Origin of the sequence: Mesorhizobium sp. M0802 (assembly GCF_040320115.1) — a bacterium.
Classification (GTDB): domain Bacteria; phylum Pseudomonadota; class Alphaproteobacteria; order Rhizobiales; family Rhizobiaceae; genus Mesorhizobium.
In genome coordinates, this window is the sequence record NZ_JAMYOY010000026.1 from 61,250 (window position 1) to 79,741 (window position 18,492).

Sequence of the window (18,492 nt, forward strand, 5' to 3'; positions counted from 1 at the left end):
CCGCCAAGCAGCAAGCCGCGGACGGCGACCTAGCCATCTGGACTGGTTGAAGACGCCCAGGCCTGCGTTGACGGCAATATTCGCACTCAGACAGTCGCGTTAAGCTTCTCAATAAGGAAAAACCGACCATGCCTGCTTCCGAGGACTTCGAGCCCACCGTGCGGCCTCGCCACCCCTGCTGCGGTGGCCCGCCTGCAAATGCCGTCACATTTGTAACTCCGCCCTCGCCGCCTCGCGGCCCTAGCCTGCCTCACGATCAACAGGCAACGACAAGCCACAACGGCTCAACAACTGGCAAAGGAAACAAGCAATGACCAAGCACGTGGCAATGAAGACCCCACCGGTCGTTTCAAGGCAAGAATGGGAAGCCGAGCGCGAAAAGATGCTGGTGAAGGAAAAGGCAACGATGCGCGCCAGGGACGCGCTGTCGGCCGAGCGCCGGCGCATGCCATGGATGGAAGTAGACAAGGCCTATGTGTTTGAAGGTCCCAACGGCAAAGCGAGCCTGCTCGATTTGTTCGAGGGCCGGCGCCAGTTGATCGTCTACCGCGCCTTCTACGAACCCGGCGTCCACGGCTGGCCCGAACATGCCTGCCGCGGCTGTTCGCTCGGCGCCGACCAGGTCGGCCATCTCGCCCATCTCAACGCCCGCAACACCACGCTTGCCTATGCCTCCCGCGCGCCGCAGGCCGACATTGCCAGCTTGAAGCAGCGGATGGGTTGGGAGATGCCCTGGTACACAATCACCGACAGTTTCGACAAGGATTTCGGCGTCGACGAATGGCACGGCCACAACGTGTTCATCCAGGACGGCAAGAAAGTGTATCGCACCTACTTCATCAACAACCGCGGCGACGAGCAGATGGGCACGGTCTGGAGCTACCTCGACGCAACGCCGCTCGGCCGCCAGGAAATCTGGGAGGATTCGCCCGAAGGCTATCCGCAGACCGAGCTCTACAGCTGGTGGAACTGGCACGACAATTACGACGCCGCACCCGACAAGACGTGGGAGGAAGTGTCGGCGGCCGGCGAAGCCGCGTTCCGCAACAAGGACGGCAAGTAAGGACCTGGAGCGGCGCCCATCCAGCTTGGTTTCCTGTCCCTCACGGGACAGGAAACCCGGGCATTGATCATCAAGGGATTACGACCATGAGCGATATCGGCACAGGGACCGACAGTGAGGTGCCTAAACGCTCCGATGCAGTTTCTCTCCGCACCGCCGACTGGCTGTGCCTCGCCGCGGCCCCTGTTTTCGCCGTGATGGCGCTGCTTACCTGCATTCACGCTGGCGACGGCGTCATGTCGTGCCTGGGGGCCGATGCCTCCCCGCTCACCGGCATGCCGCTGATGTATCTCTTGATGAGCGCCGTCCATCTGGCGCCTTGGCTGCGCGTGATTTCCGGCCGGCCGGTCCGGCGATAGGCTGGACCGCCGCCGCCATGCTAACGCTCTTTACGTCGGAGAGAGACTATGAAGCTGGTCAGGCTGAGAGCGCCGGGCGGGTTGGACAAGCTCGACCTGGTCGAGGTGGATCAGCCCCGGCCTGGGCCGGGAGAAATGCTGGTCAGGATTCGCGCCTGCGCGCTGAACATGCGCGACGATTTCGCCGTACAAGGCAAGGTGCCGCTCGCCGAAGGCCGCGTGCCGCTGTCGGATGGCGCCGGCGAGGTGATCGCGATCGGTGACGGCGTCGACACGTTCAAGCCGGGCGACAGCGTCGTCAGTGTTTTCTACCCCTGGTGGCTGGCCGGCGACATGAGATCCGATACAAGCCGCGACATTCCCGGAGACAGTTTCGACGGCTTCGCCAGCGAGTATGTGTGCATGCCGGCGCACGCATTCACCAGGGCGCCGGCGGGCTATACGCATCTCGAGGCGGCAACGCTGACCTGCACGGGCGTCACCGCCTGGCGCGGGCTGGTGACATGCGGCAAGGTAAAGCCCGGCGACACGGTGCTGATCCTTGGCACCGGCAGCGTGTCATTGTTTGCGCTGCAATTTGCCAAGGCCGCCGGCGCAAGGGTCATCGCCACGTCGTCCGATGAAGAGAAGCTGGAGAAGCTAAGACGACTCGGGGCCGACAGCGTCATCAACTACAAGGCGGTGCCGGAGTGGGGCGGCAGGGCCAGGGAACTGACGGACGGACGCGGCGTCGATCATGTGATCGAGGTCGGCGGACCGGCGACGCTGGCGCAGTCGATAGCGGCCTGCCGGACAGGCGGGCATATCGCACTCATCGGCGTCCTGACCGGCTTTGCAGCAGAAGTTTCAATCCCGGCGCTGTTTTCAAACCAGATCCGCATCAGCGGAATTTCCATCGGCAGCAAAGCCGACCAGCAGGACATGATCCGTGCGATAGAGGTCAACCGCCTGAAGCCCGTCATCGACAGCAGCTTTCCACTGCAGGATATCGCCGCCGCCTTCAGGCACTACGAAGCGCAAAGGCATTTCGGCAAGGTCTGCCTCGAGCTTTAGATCCTGCGATCGGCATTCCTACCCAGCGGCCGGCGCCAGCGTCCCGCTTGCCATCAGGCCCCAGAGCTGATCGGCGGTCAGCTGTTTGGCCGAGCCGTCGTAAGCCACCCTGCCGAGGCTGAGCACGACGATCCTGTCGGCCAGCGCCCTGACCGTCGACAGGTCGTGCGTGACCAGGATGACGCCGGTGCCGCTGGCGGCGATCGAACGGATCAGTTTGACGACCTGCGCGGTCTGCTTGACGCCGAGCGCGGCGGTGGGCTCGTCGAGGCAAATCAGCTTGACGTGATCGGCAAGCGCGCGGGCAATGGCGATGGACTGCCGCTGGCCGCCCGACAGCGAGCGCACCAGAACGTTTTCGTCGCGAAGCGTGACGCCCAGCGCGGCAAGCCGGGCACGACACTGCTCGGCGGCCTTTCGGTCGTCGCGAACCGGGAAGACACCGAGCCAACGCCGCGTTTCCTCACGCCCGAGGATCATGTTGTGGGCGACGCTGAGGTTTGGGCAGAGCGCCAAATCCTGATAGACGGTCTCCAGGCCGGCGCCGCGTGCATCCTGCGGGCTCCTGAAGGAAATCGGCTGGCCCTCGAGGGTCACCGCGCCGGCATCGGGCTGGATGGCGCCCGAAATAATCTTCACCAGCGTCGACTTGCCGGCGCCATTGTCGCCGAGCAGACAGACGATCTCGCCTTTGCCGACCGTGAAGCTCGCCTCTTCCAAGGCCGTCAGCGCGCCGTAGGACTTGCGGGCGCCGGCAATCGAGAATGCCGGACCTTGCGGGGCTTCTCCATTGCCCGCCGTCACGGCAGGGCCGGCCGAGGCGACGGCACCATCGTCCGCCACCGTGAAGTTGGTCGCGGCCGCCCGGGCGCGCCGGCCGCGAAAACCGATCGCAGCCTGGTCGGCCACCAACGCCAGCAACAGCATGCTTCCCACCGAAATGGATTGCCACCATGATTGCAGGCCGACGAAGATCAGTCCTGCATTGAGGATGCCGATGGTGGCAACGCCGATGGCGATGCCGAGCGGCCGGCCGGAGCCGCCGGAAAACGCAACGCCGCCGAGGATCGCGGCGGTGAGCACGTCGAGCTCGAAGCGAACGCCGATGGTCGGCGTGATGCTGCCGAGACGACCGGCGATCAGAACCGAGACCAGGCCGATCAGCAAGCCATTGGCGGCGTAGAGGCCAACCACCGTGCGCCCCACCGGAATGCCGCAGAGTTCGGCTGCGCGCGGGTCGCCGCCTATGGCGTAGAGCCTCAAGCCGGTGACCGTGCTGGTCAAAACAAAGGCTCCGATCACAAAGACCAGCGCGGCGATGATCACGGTGTACTGGATGCCGAAGATCTTGCCCCGCCCCAATTCGAGCAGAGCCTCGGGAAAACCATAGACCGCGGTGCTGGAGACGCAGAAGGCAAGGCCGCCATAGAGCGCCAGCATCGCCAGCGTGACGATCAACGGCGAGATGCTCAGCCTGCGCACCAGCAGACCGTTGAGCAGACCGAGTAAAAGGCCCAGACCCAGGCCGACGCAGATTGCCAGCAGCGCGCTCTGCGTCGCCACCGCAACCTTGGCGGTGATGATGCCGATCAGGGCGACCATGCTGCCGATGGAGAGGTCGACATAGCCGGCGATCAGCAGCGCGGAGGTGCCGAGCACGGCGATCAGGATCGAGGTCGAGTTGACGCCGATGACAACGAAATTGTCGAGGCTGAAGAAGGATTTGTTCAACAGCGAGAAGGCGATGATCAAGCCCAGCGCGACCAGCGCCAGCCCGATGCGGCCAGACGCTTCGCCCGGCGCCTTGACGCCCGGCAGCAAGGATGAAAACCGGCCCGTTTGCAGCGGTGTCGTCCCCGTTCGAAGGCTGTCTGTGCTCATGCTAGCCTCTGACTGAAGCGGGCGGTTTCAGGTCAGGCTGACCCGCCCGTATCGCGCGGGAAAAACAGGCGCTACTTTGCCTCGGATGACCAGGGGAAATTCACATACTGGTCGCGCGTGTCGTAGCAGATGTTGCCGTACATCCTGAGATAGATGTCGCGGCGCTTCGGGTCCTTGTAGACCGCGGCCGGGTCGGCGACGTCGGCCTCGTACTGGGCCATGTAGTCGCTGGTCAGCGCCACCGGCAGGATATCCATCGCCTGCGGGATGCTCTTGCCCTCCAGCCAGTCGGCCGCGTGCTGGCCCATGGCATAAGCGAAGACCGGCGACGCCAGGCTGATGCTTGCCTTGTAGGGACCGCCGCCTTTCTTGATCGCGGCGACCGCCTCCGGCTCGCCGTCGATGCCGCCAAGGAACTGGTCCGGCCGCGCCTTGCCCGCCGCTTCCAGCGCAGCCAGCGCGCCGAGCACGACGGTGTCGGCGCCGAGCACGACATCGACGTCGGGATGGGCCTGGAGAATGGTGCTCATCGTGGCAAAGCCGCCTTCCTTGTTGACGGGATTGGGCGAGATGTCGGCGACGATGGTGACGCCTGGCATGGCCTTGAAGATGTCGCGCATGGCGGCAAAGCGCGGCGCCAGGAATTCCATGCTGTCATGCGACAGGATGACGACATTGGCCTTGCCGCCGAGCTTGTCCTTTATGTAGGCCGCGGCCGCTTCGGCCAGCACCTTGCCGGTCTCATATTGCGGCGCGTTGAGCAGCGACGTGGCGGGCGGCGGCACGATGGTGCCGACATAGGCGCCCGACCAGATAAGCTCCTGCAGGCTGCGGCTCATCGAGGCCGGGTCCACGGGGGCTGCGACCAGACCGCCGACCTTGGAGGCGAGAAACAATTGCACCTGCTCGACCCCCTTGGCTGCGTCATTGTTGGCAAGCGCGCGGCGATATTCCAGGCCGCGATCCTTGGCGGCGGCGGCCAGGCCGCGATCGACACCCTGCATGAATTCACGCTCGTTGTCCTGCGCGAAGGCCAGCACCTTGCTCAGGCCGGGCGGTGGGCTGCAGGCCGGCGCCTTCGGGTCGAACGGCGCAAATACCGCCGGCTTTGTGAGCCCGGCCGGACCGTCCTGCGCGCTTGCCAGGACGTACCGCCCGCGAGCACACCGGCAACGCCGAGCAGCGTCGCCAGCATCATGTTTCTGTCAGATCGCATTTCACTTCCTCCCTGTCGTTGATTGTTGCCGCGCATCGCATGCCTCGCGGTCGCTACTCTTTCCAGTCTCCCCAGATACCCACCTTCCCGCTCGCAAGTCAAAAGTTTTTCCAGTGGAATTATTTAATCAGAGATGGTCGGGTGGCTCGCCCACGCGATCACGCCTTGCCGATCAGCGACTGGACGGCTTTGGCCAATTCCGTGCCGAGCACGCGATGCGCGTCGCTGTCGAGGTGAATGCCGTCTACCGCGCTCGATTCGACGACGTCGCCGGCGTTGAAGAAGGCGGCGCCGGCGCGCCGGGCCGCATCGCGGAACAGGCCGGCAAAGTGCATCGACTTTGCGGCGCCGCCCAGGAACATCTGGCCGAACCAGTCGACCTCCAGCATCTGCGGCGGCGCAACAATCAGGACCGCGGGCGCCACGCCCGCAGGGCCAGCTTCGCTGCGCAGGACAATTCTGGCCAAAATCTCAACGGAATCAGCGAAGTCGTTCGGCGTTACCGAGAACCTATGCTTGAGATCGTTGGTGCCGAGCATCAGGATGACGAGGTCGAGCGGCATATGCGTTTCCAGGCACACCGGGAGCGATTTGAGCCCGTTCTTGTGGAGACCTTCGATCGGATCGTCGTGCACGGTGGTGCGCCCGCCCTGCCCTTCTTCGATCACATCCCATCCGCTGCCGAGCTGGCGGCGCATGATGCCCGGCCAGCGCCGGTCGGGCGTGAAGCGGCGCCGTCCGACGCGGGCCAGGGTGGGAATGGCGCCATAGGTATTGGAATCGCCAAAGCACATGATTGTCCGGGTCTGCGTCACGGCATTGCTCCTCCAGGCTTGCATACTTTGAACGACAGCAGGCCGGCCGGCGTCAACTACATTTTTCCATCGGGTGGATTTAAGTGTTGCCTTGCCGTGCCCGCATTGCTACGTCAGCGCTTTGATCGGCTCGCCTTGCGGCCAACCTCCTTGCGCAGGGGAAAGCGTGACCGGCACCAGCTTCTTCAGTCTCGAAAAGATCGCCGAAGGCCGCAGCGGCGGAACCACGCAGGCCGAGAGCCGCGTCTACAACGAACGCCTGATCGTCTCGCTGATCCGCCGGCACGGCCAGCTGGCAAAGACCGATTTGACGCGGCTGACCGGGCTGGCCGCGCAAACCATCACCACCATCGTCAACCGCGCCGCCGACAACAAGCTGCTGCTGCGCCTGGAGCCTTTGCGCGGACGGCTGGGGCAACCCTCGGTTCCCTTTGCGTTGAACCCGAAAGCCGCCTATGCCTTCGGCCTCAAGGTCGACCATCGCAGCGCCGATGTCGCGCTGGTCAATTTCGTCGGCGACGTGATCGCGTTCGAACGCACGCTGTTCGACTATCCGACGCCCGTCGAGGTGATGAAATTCGCCAGGGGCGCCATCGCGCGCATGTGCCGCAAGCACAAATCGATAGAGAAAGACCGCATCGCGGGTCTTGGCATCGCCTCGCCATTCCATCAGTGGAACCTGAGCGAAGAGGGCGCGGTGCCGGCGAGCAGGCTGGATGCCTGGAAGGAAATCGACATTCGCGCCGAACTGGACCGGGCGTTCGACTGGCCGGTGTTCCTCTACAACGACGCCACGGTGTCGGCCGCGGCCGAACTGATGTTTGGCGCCGGCGGATCCCGCGCCGACTTTCTCTACGCCTATGTCGGGCACTTCATCGGCGGCGGCCTGGTGCTCGATCATCACTTGTTCCCCGGCCGCAACAAGCTGGCCGGGGCGCTGGGCGACATGCCGGTGCCCGCGCCGGGGCGCAAGGGCGACCGGATGACCCCGTTGCTGCGCGTCGCTTCGCTGCATTCGCTGGCCGGCAAGCTCAACGACCAGGACAATGGGGACGAGGGCGCCGGCCGCATCTGGTCGTCGCCCGACGACTGGGGCGACCTTGGAGAGCCGCTCACCGCGTGGATCGATGAGGTTTCGGACGGGCTTGCCTATGCCGCCCGCAGTGCCGTTGCCTTGCTCGACATCGACAATGTGGTGATCGACGGCGCCATACCGAATGGCGTGCGCAAGGAGATCGCCAAGGCCATGCGCAGAAAGCTGGCACGGATCCTTGTCGATCGCCCCGAGCCGTTCTCCGTCATCGAGGGGACGTTTGGCCATCTCGGCCCCGTTATCGGCGGCGCCAGCATTCCGTTGCTGGTGAAATATTCGAACGACAAGGAACTGCTCTTCAAGGAATAGGCGCGCAGCCGCCGGCACCAGGCATTCCCCAAACAGCGAACTGTGAGACTTGTCACATACCTGCTCGTGAAGCGCGTGCTACTTGCACCCTGCGGTCGGTCGACGCCGAAAGAAATCGCCTGCCATGGTCTGGCGGTGACGGGCCTTTCACTTTATGCTGTGGCAGGTTGCATACTCTCAACGGACCTTGATGCCGCAAGCGGTGTTCTCGTCGGCGTCAGGCCGCGACCAGGAGTTTTGTCATGCTCCGACTTTGCGGATTCATCGCGGCCTTCATCCTTGCCGGCTTCACAAGCTTCGAGGCCTGCGCCGATCGAAGGGTCGCGCTCGTCATCGGCAATTCCGATTATCGCGACATCCCGGCGCTGAAGAACCCGGCCAAGGATGCCCAGGACGTATCGGCCACGTTCCGGCTGGCCGGCTTCGAGGTTTTCGTCGCCGAGAACCTCACCAAGCAGCAGTTCGAAGGCCAGTTCCGGGACTATCTGGCCGCCGCCGACGGCGCCGATCTCGCCGTCGTCTACTATTCCGGGCACGGCTTTCAGATCGGCGGCGAGAATTTCCTGATACCCGTCGACGCCTCGTTGAAGAAGGCGGCCGATATCGAGGTCCAGGCCATCAAGCTCAACGACGTGCTGGAGCAGCTGCGCTCGAAGTCGAAGATCCAGGTGATCATCCTCGATGCCTGCCGCAACAACCCCTTCCCGCGCAACAATTACTGGCTGCGCGACCAGCTTGTCACCGCCGGCAATACCGGGCTGGCGCAGGTGCGAAGCTCGCTCAACACGCTGATTGCCTTCGCCACCGAACCAGGCGCGGTCGCCTATGACGGCAGCAGCGACCTCAGCCCGTTTTCATCGGCGTTTTCGCGGCGCGCGCTGGCGCCGAACCAGGAGATCCGCACGGTCATGTCGGCGGTGCGCCGCGATGTCGTGCAGGCCACCAACGGCATGCAGGTGCCCTGGGAAAATTCCTCGCTGATCGACGACGTGGTGCTGGTGCGCCGCAACAACCGGCCTTCGCTGCCGCCAGTGCTGGAGAAGGTAGTGCTCTCGGGGGTCGGTCCTGTCGCTCTCGGCCTGCCGGAGCCGGTCGATGTCGATGGCGGCGCTATCAGCGTCAGCATCGAACGTCCGCCGGCAATGGGCCGTCTGGTGCTGGACGGCAAAGACGTCGCGGTGGGCGAACCGATCGCCGGCAAGGACCTGCCGCGCCTGCAAATGGATGTCCCCAAAGGCGCCGCCACGCAGGACGAGGTGGATATGCTGGCCTATGCCACGCATGACAATTGGGGCGGCGGGAGCCAGGGCATACTCGTGTTCCGCGTCAAGAGCGGCGAAGGTGCGGCGGGTCAGCAGATCATGGCTTCGCTCGAGGCCGAGCAGAAGCAGCAGGTGCTGGATCGCGGCATCCACATCACCGGCGCTGCCGAAGCGATCGAGAACCGCAAGCTTGATATTCCCGTCGGCGTCGGCCCGGTCGCGCTCAATCTGGATTTCCCCACCGACGATCCGGCGGTCAGCCTGAAGGTCACGGGGTATCCGGCAACGGGAACGCTGTCATTGCCTGATCGAACCTTGTCGCCGCAATCCAGCCTTCTGGCCGGTGAAGTCGACCATCTCCGTTACGAGCCGCAGATCGGCGCCGGCGCGCCGGTCGAGGTCGGCTTCGAAATCCGGGCCGACAGCAGCTCGGCCAAGCCGGCGACGATGAAACTGTCGCCGACGGTCGAGGCTTGCGACACCGCCGCCGGCGAGCCTCTCGACCTGCAAGGCGTGGTGCCCGGCCTGCTGCCGAACGAGATCGGCGCCGGTGCGGTGGCAGCCTGCGAGGCGGCCGTGAAAACCTATCCAGACGTCGCCCGCTTCCACTACGAGCTCGGCCGCGCCCTGCTTGCGGCAGGCAGGGTCGGCGAGGCCAGGTCAGCCATCGAGGACGCCGCCAAGAAAGGCCATGTGCGCGCCGTCTTCGAACTCGGCTATCTCAACGCAACCGGAACCGGAACGACCATAGACCGCACCCAGGCCAACGCTCTCTACAAGGCTGCCGCCGACAAGGGTGATCCTTACGGCATGACCTCGTGGGGACGCGCGCTGTTCAATGGCTATGGCGTCAACCGCGATACGGCCAAGGGCCTCGACCTGCTGCTCAAGGCGGCGGCCATGGGGCACACCTATGCCATGAACGATCTTGCCGCCATCTTCACCGAGGGCCGCAATGGCGTGCCTGCCGATCCGGCCCGCGCCGTCGCCTTCCTGCAAGCGGGGGTGCAGCGCCAAGACATGTATTCGATGAACCTGCTCGGCCGCAATTACCTCGCCGGCCAGGGCATCGACAAGGATCCGAAGACGGCGCAGGCCCTGTTCCAGCAGGCCACCGATCTTGGCCAGCCCTACGCGCCCGGCAGCCTCGCCCGCATGTACAGGGATGGCGCCGGTGTGCGCCAGGACCCGGCGGAAGCGCAAAGGCTGTTCGAACTGGCGACCACGCGCGGCGATCCGTCGAGCGCCTATGATCGCGCGGCGCTTGAAATGGCGAAAGGCGACAAGGCCGATCAGGCTGTCGCGGTGCGCTTCCTGGCATTCGCCGTCGCGCTCGATCTGCGCAAGGAGCTGCCGGACGCCAAAAAGGGCCTGGCGCAGTTCGGCACCAAGCCGAAAACGGCAGCTTTGGACGCCCTGCGTCGAGAGCTCAAGTCGAAGATTCCCGCGTCCGGTTCGCTGGACACGCAACTGGTCAATGCGGCCCGGGGGGTCTGGGAAGAAGCCAATCCGCGTCGGGATTTGTTCTGAACAATAAGGAGGCCATGGTGGGCAAGGCATTCAAGCAGACATTCGGGCAGGCATTCATCGGGATAATTCTATCCGGCGTTCTGGCCGGGCTCATGGGCTGCACCTCGGTGTCGCCGATGTTTGAGCCGGCGCCGCCGGTGAACCATCGCAAAGTGGTTCGCGTAGCACCTCAGCCAAAGGTGGTCAGATACAAGAAGGCGGCCACCGGCAAAGTGATCAAGCCGGCCGAGGAGATCCCGCAAAAGCCGCCCGTGATTCCTTCTCTCGGCGGCAGCGGAGGCGGCGGTGGGGCTGGCGGCGGCGGCGGCGGTTGGGGATGAGATCGTCGACCAAGGGCGCTGCACTCAGCGGCCCCAAAGGGTCTTGCTAAATTCCGCATGAGCCTTGGACAACGTCAAGCCGAAATCGTCCATCCCTGTCGCGGCATCGGTTGGCCAGCGGACAATTCGGCGCAGCGCTGCACGGAAAAGGCAGCGGACGAACGCTGCCAGTGCAGAGGCCACGACCGCCGCCGGATCGAGTCTGCGAGCCGCCAATGCCCGATGGGCCTGTTGTGTTTCGAGATAGCGGGCCAGCGCAATATCGTGACGCGATGGTGCGCCAAGCTCCTGCCGGTCGCGCCCGGGGTCGTCATGCCAGATGGGCCACTCGGTCGGGCCAGGGTGATGCACGGTATCCTCCTGCGAAAAGAGATCCAGTGCGAACAATCTCCTCAAGCGCCGTGAGCAACGCGTGGGAACCTGCGTGATGGAATCGTGAAAAGCGCCTCGGCGGCGGAATAAGTGTTGAAATGGACCGAGCTTGAGCGGATCGTCGTCGCGCTGTGACCGTGGCGGATCCGATGACCGGACCTTATCTTCACCTGCTGGGTGGTTTCGACTTTGGTGGCGTCGGGGCCACGGTTCCAGCCATCAGCCGCAAGGCGCGTGCGATGGTCGCCTATCTCGCGCTGCAGTCGGGGCATTCGCAGTCGCGCGAGAAGCTGGCGACCCTGCTCTGGGGCATCAACAGCGAGGCGCAGGCGCGAATGAGCCTGCGGCAAGCGGTATCGTCTGTCAGGAAGGCCATGCAGACGTGCGGCGGCGGCCGCTTCCTCACCGATGGCAACAGCGTCGCTCTGCATCTCGACGGCCTTGATTTCGACGTCGCGCGGTTCGAGGCGCTGGTCGCCAGCCCGGCACCCGAAGACCTCGAACTGGCGCTCAATGTCTACCGCGGCGACCTGCTCGACGGCTTCGGCCTGAAGGAGGAGCCATTCGAGGACTGGCTGAGGATCGAACGCGAGCGGCTGCGGGCACTGGCCGTCGCGGCGCTCGACAGGCTCGTCGCGCATTATGCCGCGACGAACGATCCTGCCGCATGCGTGCGCGCGGCGGCGCGCCTGCTGGCCATGGACCCGTTGAGGGAGGATGTCCACCGTGCCCTGATGCGCGCCTATGCGGCGCAAGGCAGGACCAATCTCGCGCTGAAGCAATATGAGCACTGCCGCACCGCGCTTCTACGCGATCTCAAGCTGCAGCCGGAGCCGGAGACGCGGCAATTGTTCGAGACGCTGCGCACACGCCGCACAATGGCGCCGGCACGGCCACCCACGACTGATGCGGATGACGCTACCGGCTTCAGCCACGAACTCGCAGCCCCCCCGACCCACTATGTCAAATCGGCCGGGATCAACATCGCGTATCAGGTGACCGGCGACGGTCCGGTCGACCTGATCCATGTGCCGGGATGGGTCTCCAACCTCGACCACGCCTGGGGCTCGCCGCGGCTTTCGCATGTGCACCGGCGGCTCGGCACTTTCTCGCGCCTAATCCGCATGGACAAGCGCGGCACCGGGCTCTCGGACCGCAATGTCGGTCTGCCGACCCTGGAAGAGCGGATGGAAGATGTGCGGGCAGTGCTGGATGCGGTTGGCTCGAAGCGCACGGTGCTTTTCGGCAGCTCCGAGGGCGGCCCGATGTGCATGCTGTTCGCGGCGACCTATCCCGAGCGCACAGCGGCACTCGTGCTCAATGGGGCCTACGCCCGCGGCAGGTGGTCACAAGACTATCCGTGGGCGAAGACAAGCGAGCAGGTGGAAGAGGATCTGGCGATCGTCGTGAAAGAATGGGGAGCGGCGGCGGATATGAGCAACGCGGCGCCCAGTCTGATGAGCGACACGTTCGAGACAGAATGGTTCGCCGCCTATCTCAGGAATTCTGCCTCGCCCGCCGACGCGATCGCCCTGTGGCGCTGGGGAGCCGAAATCGATGTTCGCGACATTCTGCCTGCTGTCCATGTTCCGACACTGATCATGCAGACGACTGGCGACGGCTGGGTGAAGCGGGAAGAAGGACGTTACCTGGCGACGCACATCGAGGGCGCCCGATACATTGAGTTCGCCGGCCGCGACCACGTCATCTGGGGCGAGAATTCCGATCGGATCGTCGACGAGATCCAGGCTTTCGTCACCGGCGCCTTGCCGGCGGCCCCAGGCGAACGGCTGCTTGTGTCGGTGCTGTCCCTCGATATGACGGGCTCGCCTTTCGGCATCGACCCGGCCGAGCGGCACGCCGAAGCGCTCCGTGGCGAACTCCTCGCGGCCGAAGGCAGAGAGATCAGCCGATCGGACGGCAAGGTGCTCGCGGTGTTCCAGCGGCCAACGCGGTCGATCCAGTGCGCGATCGCCATCCGCGATCGCTTGCGGCAATCCGGTGTCGAGGTCCGCTCGGCGGTGCATATCGGCGAGTGCGAGCAGCGGGGCCATCAATTTTCAGGCGCGGCGATCGAACTGTCATCGCGTCTGCTTGACCATGCGCGGCCGGGCGAAATCATCGCATCAAGGACGGTGCGCGATCTCGTGGTCGGCTCCGGCCTGCGGTTCGAGGAGCGTGGCGAAATGGCGGCAAGCGGGCTGCCCGGCGCGTTTCGGTTCTATGCGGTCGATGGTTCGGCTTGAGCCGCTAGGTCACCTCTTCCCTGCCCCGAACCGCAGCCCGTCCATCAGCAGCTTGACCAGCCGGCGCGAGCGGTCGCGCCAGTCCTTGGTGTCGGGGGCCGAGTAGATGCCGCCGAGTGCGTGCAGCACATCGGAGGCGTCGACGTCGCTGCGGATCGAGCCTTCGGCCACCGCCGCCTCGACCAGTTGCCGCAAGGCCAGCGACACCCGGCCCGACATGTCGGAGAACACGGCGGAATTCGTGTTGAACAGGATGCGCAGGCTGGCCGCCAGGCCGCGCTTGGTGGCGATGTAGTCGACGAAGCGCTGCATCCATTGCTCCAGCGCCACATCGGCCGAATGGTGGCTGGCGAGGTCATCGGCAGCCGCGCAGAGCGCCTCGACTTCACGCCGATAGACCACTTCGACCAGATGCTCTCGGGTTGGAAAATGCCGGTAGAGCGTGCCGATACCGACGCCCGCCTGGCGCGCGATCTCCTCCAGCGAGGCATCGACGCCGTGCTCGGCAAAGGCCGCTGCCGCGACCTCGACCAGCCGGTCGCGGTTGCGCTGCGCATCGGCGCGCAGCGGCCTTGGCGCTGCGGCTTCGCGCTTCTCGTCGGCAATTGCTTGCGACTGCTCGGTCAATTTTTTCTCCACTGTCGATATATGGGGGCTTGAACCCAAAGGGGTAAGCCCCCAATTGGATAAACGGAGGCGCCTCCGTTTTAGTGGAGCAGCCTCATCATATAATCAGGGGAGCCGGTATGTCACGTGTTGAGATTGTGAAGACTGAAGCATCCCCTGCCGGCTGGAGAGTCGGGGCGGCAGAGCTGTCAATCTCCCCCCTCGTGGGGGAGATGTCCGGCAGGACAGAGGGGGGCGCTGTCCCGCCAGCCTATCGAGGCCTGACCAACACCCGCTTGGAAAAGGTCTATTTCGACGCATGTAAATCGGGAACGTCGCATTCCTTCGCGCCCCCCTCTGCCCTGCTGGGCATCTCCCCCACAAGGGGCGAGATTAGGCGCACCGTCGCCTCTTCCCTTTTCCTCTCCCACTCGGACGCCATTTCAATCCCCTAGCGTCAAGCAACTGGAGCCAGACGCCCATGACCGACCAAACCAAATCCACCACTATCCCAATCCGTCTCACCATCAACGGACACAGTCACGAACTGCAGGTCGAGCCGCGCGTCACGCTGCTCGATGCATTGCGTGATCGCCTCGACCTGACCGGCACCAAGAAGGGTTGCGACCAGGGCCAGTGCGGCGCCTGCACGGTGCATGTCGACGGCCAGCGCGTGCTGTCCTGCCTGACGCTTGCAGCACAGGTCGAAGGCCGCGAGATCACCACCATCGAAGGATTGGCCCGCGATGACGGCACGCTCAACGCGGTTCAGGCAGCTTTCCTCGACCAGGATGCTTTCCAGTGCGGCTACTGCACGCCGGGACAGATCATGTCGGCGGTCGCCTGCATCCGCGAGGGCCATGCCGGCTCGGATGACGAGATCCGCGAATACATGGCCGGCAATCTGTGCCGCTGCGGCGCCTATCCGCACATCGTTGCCGCCGTGCGCCAGGCGGCACTGGAGGTCGCGTCATGAGGGATTTTTCCTACGTTCGCGCCGATAGTATCGATGCGGCACGACAGGCAGCCGCCCTGCCTGGGGCCATGCTGCTTGCCGGTGGCACGACGCTGGTCGATCTCGCGAAATGCGGCGTGGCCGAACCCGACAGCCTGGTCGACATCACCCATCTCACAGGGCTCGACGCCATCAAGGTCGACGCTAACAGTGCCATGATCGGCGCGCTGGCCAAGATGAGCCACGTCGCCGACCATGCCGAGATCAAGAGCCGCTTTCCCGCGGTCTCCGAAGCGCTGTGGCAGGCGGCTTCCGCGCAACTGCGCAACATGGCGACCATCGGCGGCAATCTGATGCAGCGCACGCGCTGCCCCTATTTCCGCGATCCCGCGAATTTTTCCGCCTGCAACAAGCGCTCGCCCGGCAGCGGCTGCTCGGCGATCGGCGGCGTCACCCGCGGCCATGCCGTGCTCGGCACCAGCGACGCCTGCATCGCCATGTATCCCGGTGACCTCGCCACCGCGCTGGTCGCCTTCGACGCCGTGGTTCATCTTGGCGAACGCCAGGTTGCCGTCGACGACTTCTTTCTCCTGCCCGGCGCCACGCCCGACAGGGAACATGCCATGCAACCGGGCGAGATGATCACGGCCATCAGCATCCCGGCTTCAGTCGCCGCCCGGCAGTCGACCTATCTCAAGGTTCGCGACCGGCAGTCCTATGAGTTCGCCGCTGCAAGCGCCGCAGTCGGCATCGACTTCGAAGCCGATGGCCGCACCATTCGCGACCTGCGCGTCGCGCTGGGCGGCGTCGCGACGAAGCCGTGGCGGGCGCACGCCGTGGAAGCGGCGTTGAAGGGCAAGGTGCTCAGCGAAGACAGCGTGCGGGCAGCCAGCTTGCTCGCCATGGAAGGGGCGATCGACCACGGCGCCAACCACTACAAGATCGAACTGGCGCCGCGCGTCGTTGCCCGCGCCATCCTCAAGACGGGAGCCATGTCATGACCATTCACGACCCGAGGACACGGCACGGCGACGCTTCGGACGGCACTGCCGATCAGGTTGGCGGGCGGCTGTCGCGCGTCGACGGCCCGGCCAAGATTACCGGTGCGGCAAAATACGCCGTCGAGCAGCAGCTCGACGGGCTAACCTACGGCGTTCTGGTCGAAAGCACGATCGCGTCAGGCAAGGTGCGCTCGATCGACACGTCAGCCGCCGAGGCGGCACCTGGTGTGCTCAAGGTGCTGACGCCGGACACCATCATGCCGCTGAAGACTGCATCGGACTGGTTCGGCACACCGCCGCCGGACAAGCCCTACTGCCCGCTGGCGCGCGATATCACCTTTTCGGGCCAGCATGTCGCCGCGGTCATCGCGGAGACCTTCGAGCAGGCCGTTGCGGCCGCAGCCCTGGTCAAGGTCAGCTATGACGAGACGCCGGCCATCGTCGACCTCAGCGACGCCAAGGCGGGCGACGGCATTCCGATCGCCGCCATGACCAAGGAATGGGGCGATGCGCAGGCCGCTTTCGCCGCTGCCCCGGTGCGCGTCTGCGGCGCCTATAACACGCCGCGCGAATACCAGGCGCCGATGGAGCCGCATGGCCTCATCGCCCGCTGGGAGGGCGACCGGCTGACCGTGTGGGAACCGAGCCAGTGGCTCGACGGCATGGCCCGCACCTATGCCGAATGGTTCGGCGTGCCGTTCGAAAATGTACGGCTGGTCTCGCCCTATATCGGTGGCGGCTTCGGCTCCAAGGCGCTGGCGCTCGGCCACGGCGCGGTAGCGGCTGCCGCAGCCAAGATGCTGGGACGGCCCGTGAGGGTGGTCATGACTCGGCCGCAGACTTTTACCGGCTATGGCGGCCGCGCCGCGACCCGCCAGACGGTGACGATCGGCGCCGACCGTGACGGAAAAATCCAGTCGATCGTGCATCGCGGCGTCAATGAAACGTCGATCGACGGCATGTGGGTCGAGCCTTTGGGCGTGGTCACCTCGATCATGTATGCGACGCCCAACTTCTCCTCGAAGCAGAATGTCGTGCGGGTGAATTCGGTGGTGCCTGGCGCCATGCGCGCGCCGGGCGAAAACCCTAGCGCCTTCGGCATCGAAAGCGCCATTGACGAGCTCGCCTACGAGGTCGGCATCGATCCGCTGGAGATCCGGCTGAGGAATTACGCCGAGCAGGATCCGCACGCAAAAAAGGCTTGGTCGACGCGGCAGTTGCGCGAGGCTTTCGCGGCTGGCGCCGAACGCTTCGGCTGGGCCCAGCGCACGCCCAAACCGCGTTCGATGCGCGACGGCAACCAGCTGATCGGCTGGGGCGTCGCCGCCGGCACCTATCCGGTACGGCGCGCTTACGGCGAGGCCATCGTGCGTATCCTTGCCAACGGCTCGGTCGAGGTCGAAAGCTCCTCGATCGACATGGGCCAGGGCACCTACACGATCCTGGCGCAGACAGCGGCCGAAACGGTAGGCGTGGCGGCCGACCATGTCGTGGTGAAGCTCGGTGATTCCCGGTATCCCCGCGCCGGCGTGGCCGGCGGGTCGCGGCTGGCCGGCGTGATGACGGGCGCGGTCTACAAGGCAGCGACATCGGCACTCGACCAGCTGGTTGGTCTGGCGATCAGCGATTCGCGCTCGCCCTTCCACGCGCTGCAGGCCAACACGCTGGTCATCGCCAATGGCCGCATCAGGTCGCCGCGCGGCGACGGTCCCGATGTCTCGATTGCCGAACTGCTGGCCAGCGTCGGCCGCGACCGCATCGAGGCCACCGGCGACACCATGCCGGCGAACTCGACCGCCGAGGATCGCTACAAGAACTACACCACCATCGCGGCGGCACTGCCGCACACCGAGGGCGATTACTCGCGCCACTCCTGGTGCGCGCATTTCATCGAGGTGCGCGTCGACGAGGATTTCGGCACGGTGCGCGTGTCGCGCGTGGTATCGGCGCTGGATTCGGGCCGGCTCTACAACCCCAAGCTGGCCGAAAGCCAGTGGAAGGGCGGCATCATCATGGGCATCGGCCAGGCGCTGCTGGAAGAAGGCATTGTCGACCGCAGGCATGGCCGCATCGTCAACAACAATCTCGGCGACTATCTGGCGCCGACCAATGCCGACATCCCCGATATCGAGGTCATCTCGGTCGGCATTCCCGACCTGCACTCTTCGGTGCTCGGCGGCAAGGGTGTCGGCGAACTGGCCATCGTCGGCGTAGCGCCAGCGATCGCCAATGCGGTGTTCCATGCGACGGGAAAAAGAGTGCGGGATTTGCCGATCACGCTGGAGAAGTTGATCTAGGAAGCGGCGTGCGTAATCTCCCCCCTTGAGGGCATAGGCGCTAAGATAGGTATTGCCCTGCGGAATCGGGTGTGATTCTACACTGCGATGACACACGAATCGCTTGTTGATGAC

General features: G+C 64.9%; 15 protein-coding genes. 10 read left to right on the plus strand and 5 right to left on the minus strand.

The genetic code is table 11. The annotated features are described in order from the left end of the window. The first annotated feature begins 310 nt into the window (after positions 1 to 310). The 3 genes from NKI10_RS27615 (at position 311) to NKI10_RS27625 (ending at position 2,475) form a co-directional block, all read left to right on the plus strand. Positions 311 to 1,063, plus strand: a complete 753-nt coding sequence (locus NKI10_RS27615; protein WP_023695474.1) for a DUF899 domain-containing protein — start codon at positions 311 to 313, stop codon at positions 1,061 to 1,063. 86 nt (positions 1,064 to 1,149) lie between these two features. Next, positions 1,150 to 1,422, plus strand: coding sequence for a hypothetical protein (locus NKI10_RS27620; protein ID WP_023672530.1), 273 nt, complete (start codon positions 1,150 to 1,152; stop codon positions 1,420 to 1,422). Between the two features lie 48 nt (positions 1,423 to 1,470). Beyond that, entirely contained in the window at positions 1,471 to 2,475 is a 1,005-nt protein-coding gene (locus NKI10_RS27625) for a zinc-dependent alcohol dehydrogenase family protein (RefSeq protein ID WP_352862394.1), read from the plus strand. 18 nt (positions 2,476 to 2,493) lie between these two features. Here NKI10_RS27625 and NKI10_RS27630 read toward each other — a convergent pair whose 3' ends face one another. The 3 genes from NKI10_RS27630 to NKI10_RS27640 all read right to left on the minus strand — a co-directional run bounded on the left by NKI10_RS27630 (position 2,494) and on the right by NKI10_RS27640 (position 6,387). Further along, positions 2,494 to 4,356, minus strand: a complete 1,863-nt coding sequence (locus tag NKI10_RS27630; RefSeq protein WP_352862395.1) for an ATP-binding cassette domain-containing protein — start codon at positions 4,354 to 4,356, stop codon at positions 2,494 to 2,496. Between the two features lie 71 nt (positions 4,357 to 4,427). Then, positions 4,428 to 5,360, minus strand: coding sequence for a sugar ABC transporter substrate-binding protein (locus tag NKI10_RS27635; protein WP_352862396.1), 933 nt, complete (start codon positions 5,358 to 5,360; stop codon positions 4,428 to 4,430). Positions 5,361 to 5,730: 370 nt separating this feature from the next. Continuing rightward, positions 5,731 to 6,387 (minus strand): SGNH/GDSL hydrolase family protein, encoded by a 657-nt coding sequence (locus NKI10_RS27640; RefSeq protein WP_352862397.1) that lies wholly within the window; start codon positions 6,385 to 6,387, stop codon positions 5,731 to 5,733. A gap of 166 nt (positions 6,388 to 6,553) precedes the next feature. Here NKI10_RS27640 and NKI10_RS27645 point away from each other — a divergent pair, with 166 nt between their 5' ends. The 3 genes from NKI10_RS27645 (at position 6,554) to NKI10_RS27655 (ending at position 10,901) form a co-directional block, all read left to right on the plus strand. After that, positions 6,554 to 7,789, plus strand: a complete 1,236-nt coding sequence (locus tag NKI10_RS27645; protein WP_352862398.1) for an ROK family protein — start codon at positions 6,554 to 6,556, stop codon at positions 7,787 to 7,789. A 242-nt stretch (positions 7,790 to 8,031) separates the two neighbouring features. Further along, a complete protein-coding gene (locus NKI10_RS27650; RefSeq protein ID WP_352862399.1) occupies positions 8,032 to 10,581 on the plus strand; it encodes a caspase family protein in 2,550 nt (849 codons plus the stop codon). Between the two features lie 14 nt (positions 10,582 to 10,595). Further along, positions 10,596 to 10,901 (plus strand): hypothetical protein, encoded by a 306-nt coding sequence (locus NKI10_RS27655; protein WP_023703064.1) that lies wholly within the window; start codon positions 10,596 to 10,598, stop codon positions 10,899 to 10,901. 24 nt (positions 10,902 to 10,925) lie between these two features. On the opposite strand, the gene NKI10_RS27660 is transcribed toward NKI10_RS27655, so the two are convergent. Further along, positions 10,926 to 11,288 carry a hypothetical protein gene (locus NKI10_RS27660; RefSeq protein ID WP_023672522.1) on the minus strand — a complete coding sequence of 121 codons (363 nt, stop codon included), beginning with the start codon at positions 11,286 to 11,288 and terminating at the stop codon, positions 10,926 to 10,928. A 134-nt stretch (positions 11,289 to 11,422) separates the two neighbouring features. Here NKI10_RS27660 and NKI10_RS27665 point away from each other — a divergent pair, with 134 nt between their 5' ends. Then, on the plus strand, positions 11,423 to 13,519 hold the full coding sequence (locus tag NKI10_RS27665) for an alpha/beta fold hydrolase (protein WP_352862400.1): 2,097 nt from the start codon (positions 11,423 to 11,425) through the stop codon (positions 13,517 to 13,519). 9 nt (positions 13,520 to 13,528) lie between these two features. On the opposite strand, the gene NKI10_RS27670 is transcribed toward NKI10_RS27665, so the two are convergent. Beyond that, positions 13,529 to 14,146: a TetR/AcrR family transcriptional regulator gene (locus NKI10_RS27670; RefSeq protein WP_023712508.1), complete on the minus strand. Its 618-nt coding sequence runs from the start codon at positions 14,144 to 14,146 to the stop codon at positions 13,529 to 13,531. Positions 14,147 to 14,606: 460 nt separating this feature from the next. Here NKI10_RS27670 and NKI10_RS27675 point away from each other — a divergent pair, with 460 nt between their 5' ends. From NKI10_RS27675 to NKI10_RS27685, 3 genes are read left to right on the plus strand one after another with little or no spacing between them, the layout of a single operon-like run. Continuing rightward, positions 14,607 to 15,101, plus strand: coding sequence for a (2Fe-2S)-binding protein (locus NKI10_RS27675; protein ID WP_023831071.1), 495 nt, complete (start codon positions 14,607 to 14,609; stop codon positions 15,099 to 15,101). Next, entirely contained in the window at positions 15,098 to 16,081 is a 984-nt protein-coding gene (locus tag NKI10_RS27680) for an FAD binding domain-containing protein (protein WP_352862401.1), read from the plus strand. The genes NKI10_RS27675 and NKI10_RS27680 overlap by 4 nt, the downstream gene beginning before the upstream one ends. Next, positions 16,078 to 18,378 (plus strand): xanthine dehydrogenase family protein molybdopterin-binding subunit, encoded by a 2,301-nt coding sequence (locus NKI10_RS27685; RefSeq protein WP_352862402.1) that lies wholly within the window; start codon positions 16,078 to 16,080, stop codon positions 18,376 to 18,378. Before NKI10_RS27680 ends, NKI10_RS27685 begins: the two co-directional genes overlap by 4 nt. The last annotated feature ends 114 nt before the right edge of the window (positions 18,379 to 18,492 follow it).

What these genes read in the sequence shown, in the direction of transcription:
- NKI10_RS27615 (WP_023695474.1), top strand. Translation starts at nt 311, where the DNA reads ATGACCAAGCACGTGGCAATGAAGACCCCACCGGTCGTTTCAAGGCAA.
- NKI10_RS27620 (WP_023672530.1), top strand. Translation starts at nt 1,150, where the DNA reads ATGAGCGATATCGGCACAGGGACCGACAGTGAGGTGCCTAAACGCTCC.
- NKI10_RS27625 (WP_352862394.1), top strand. Translation starts at nt 1,471, where the DNA reads ATGAAGCTGGTCAGGCTGAGAGCGCCGGGCGGGTTGGACAAGCTCGAC.
- NKI10_RS27630 (WP_352862395.1), bottom strand. Translation starts at nt 4,356, where the DNA reads ATGAGCACAGACAGCCTTCGAACGGGGACGACACCGCTGCAAACGGGC.
- NKI10_RS27635 (WP_352862396.1), bottom strand. Translation starts at nt 5,360, where the DNA reads ATGCAGGGTGTCGATCGCGGCCTGGCCGCCGCCGCCAAGGATCGCGGC.
- NKI10_RS27650 (WP_352862399.1), top strand. Translation starts at nt 8,032, where the DNA reads ATGCTCCGACTTTGCGGATTCATCGCGGCCTTCATCCTTGCCGGCTTC.
- NKI10_RS27655 (WP_023703064.1), top strand. Translation starts at nt 10,596, where the DNA reads ATGGTGGGCAAGGCATTCAAGCAGACATTCGGGCAGGCATTCATCGGG.
- NKI10_RS27665 (WP_352862400.1), top strand. Translation starts at nt 11,423, where the DNA reads ATGACCGGACCTTATCTTCACCTGCTGGGTGGTTTCGACTTTGGTGGC.
- NKI10_RS27675 (WP_023831071.1), top strand. Translation starts at nt 14,607, where the DNA reads ATGACCGACCAAACCAAATCCACCACTATCCCAATCCGTCTCACCATC.
- NKI10_RS27680 (WP_352862401.1), top strand. Translation starts at nt 15,098, where the DNA reads ATGAGGGATTTTTCCTACGTTCGCGCCGATAGTATCGATGCGGCACGA.
- NKI10_RS27685 (WP_352862402.1), top strand. Translation starts at nt 16,078, where the DNA reads ATGACCATTCACGACCCGAGGACACGGCACGGCGACGCTTCGGACGGC.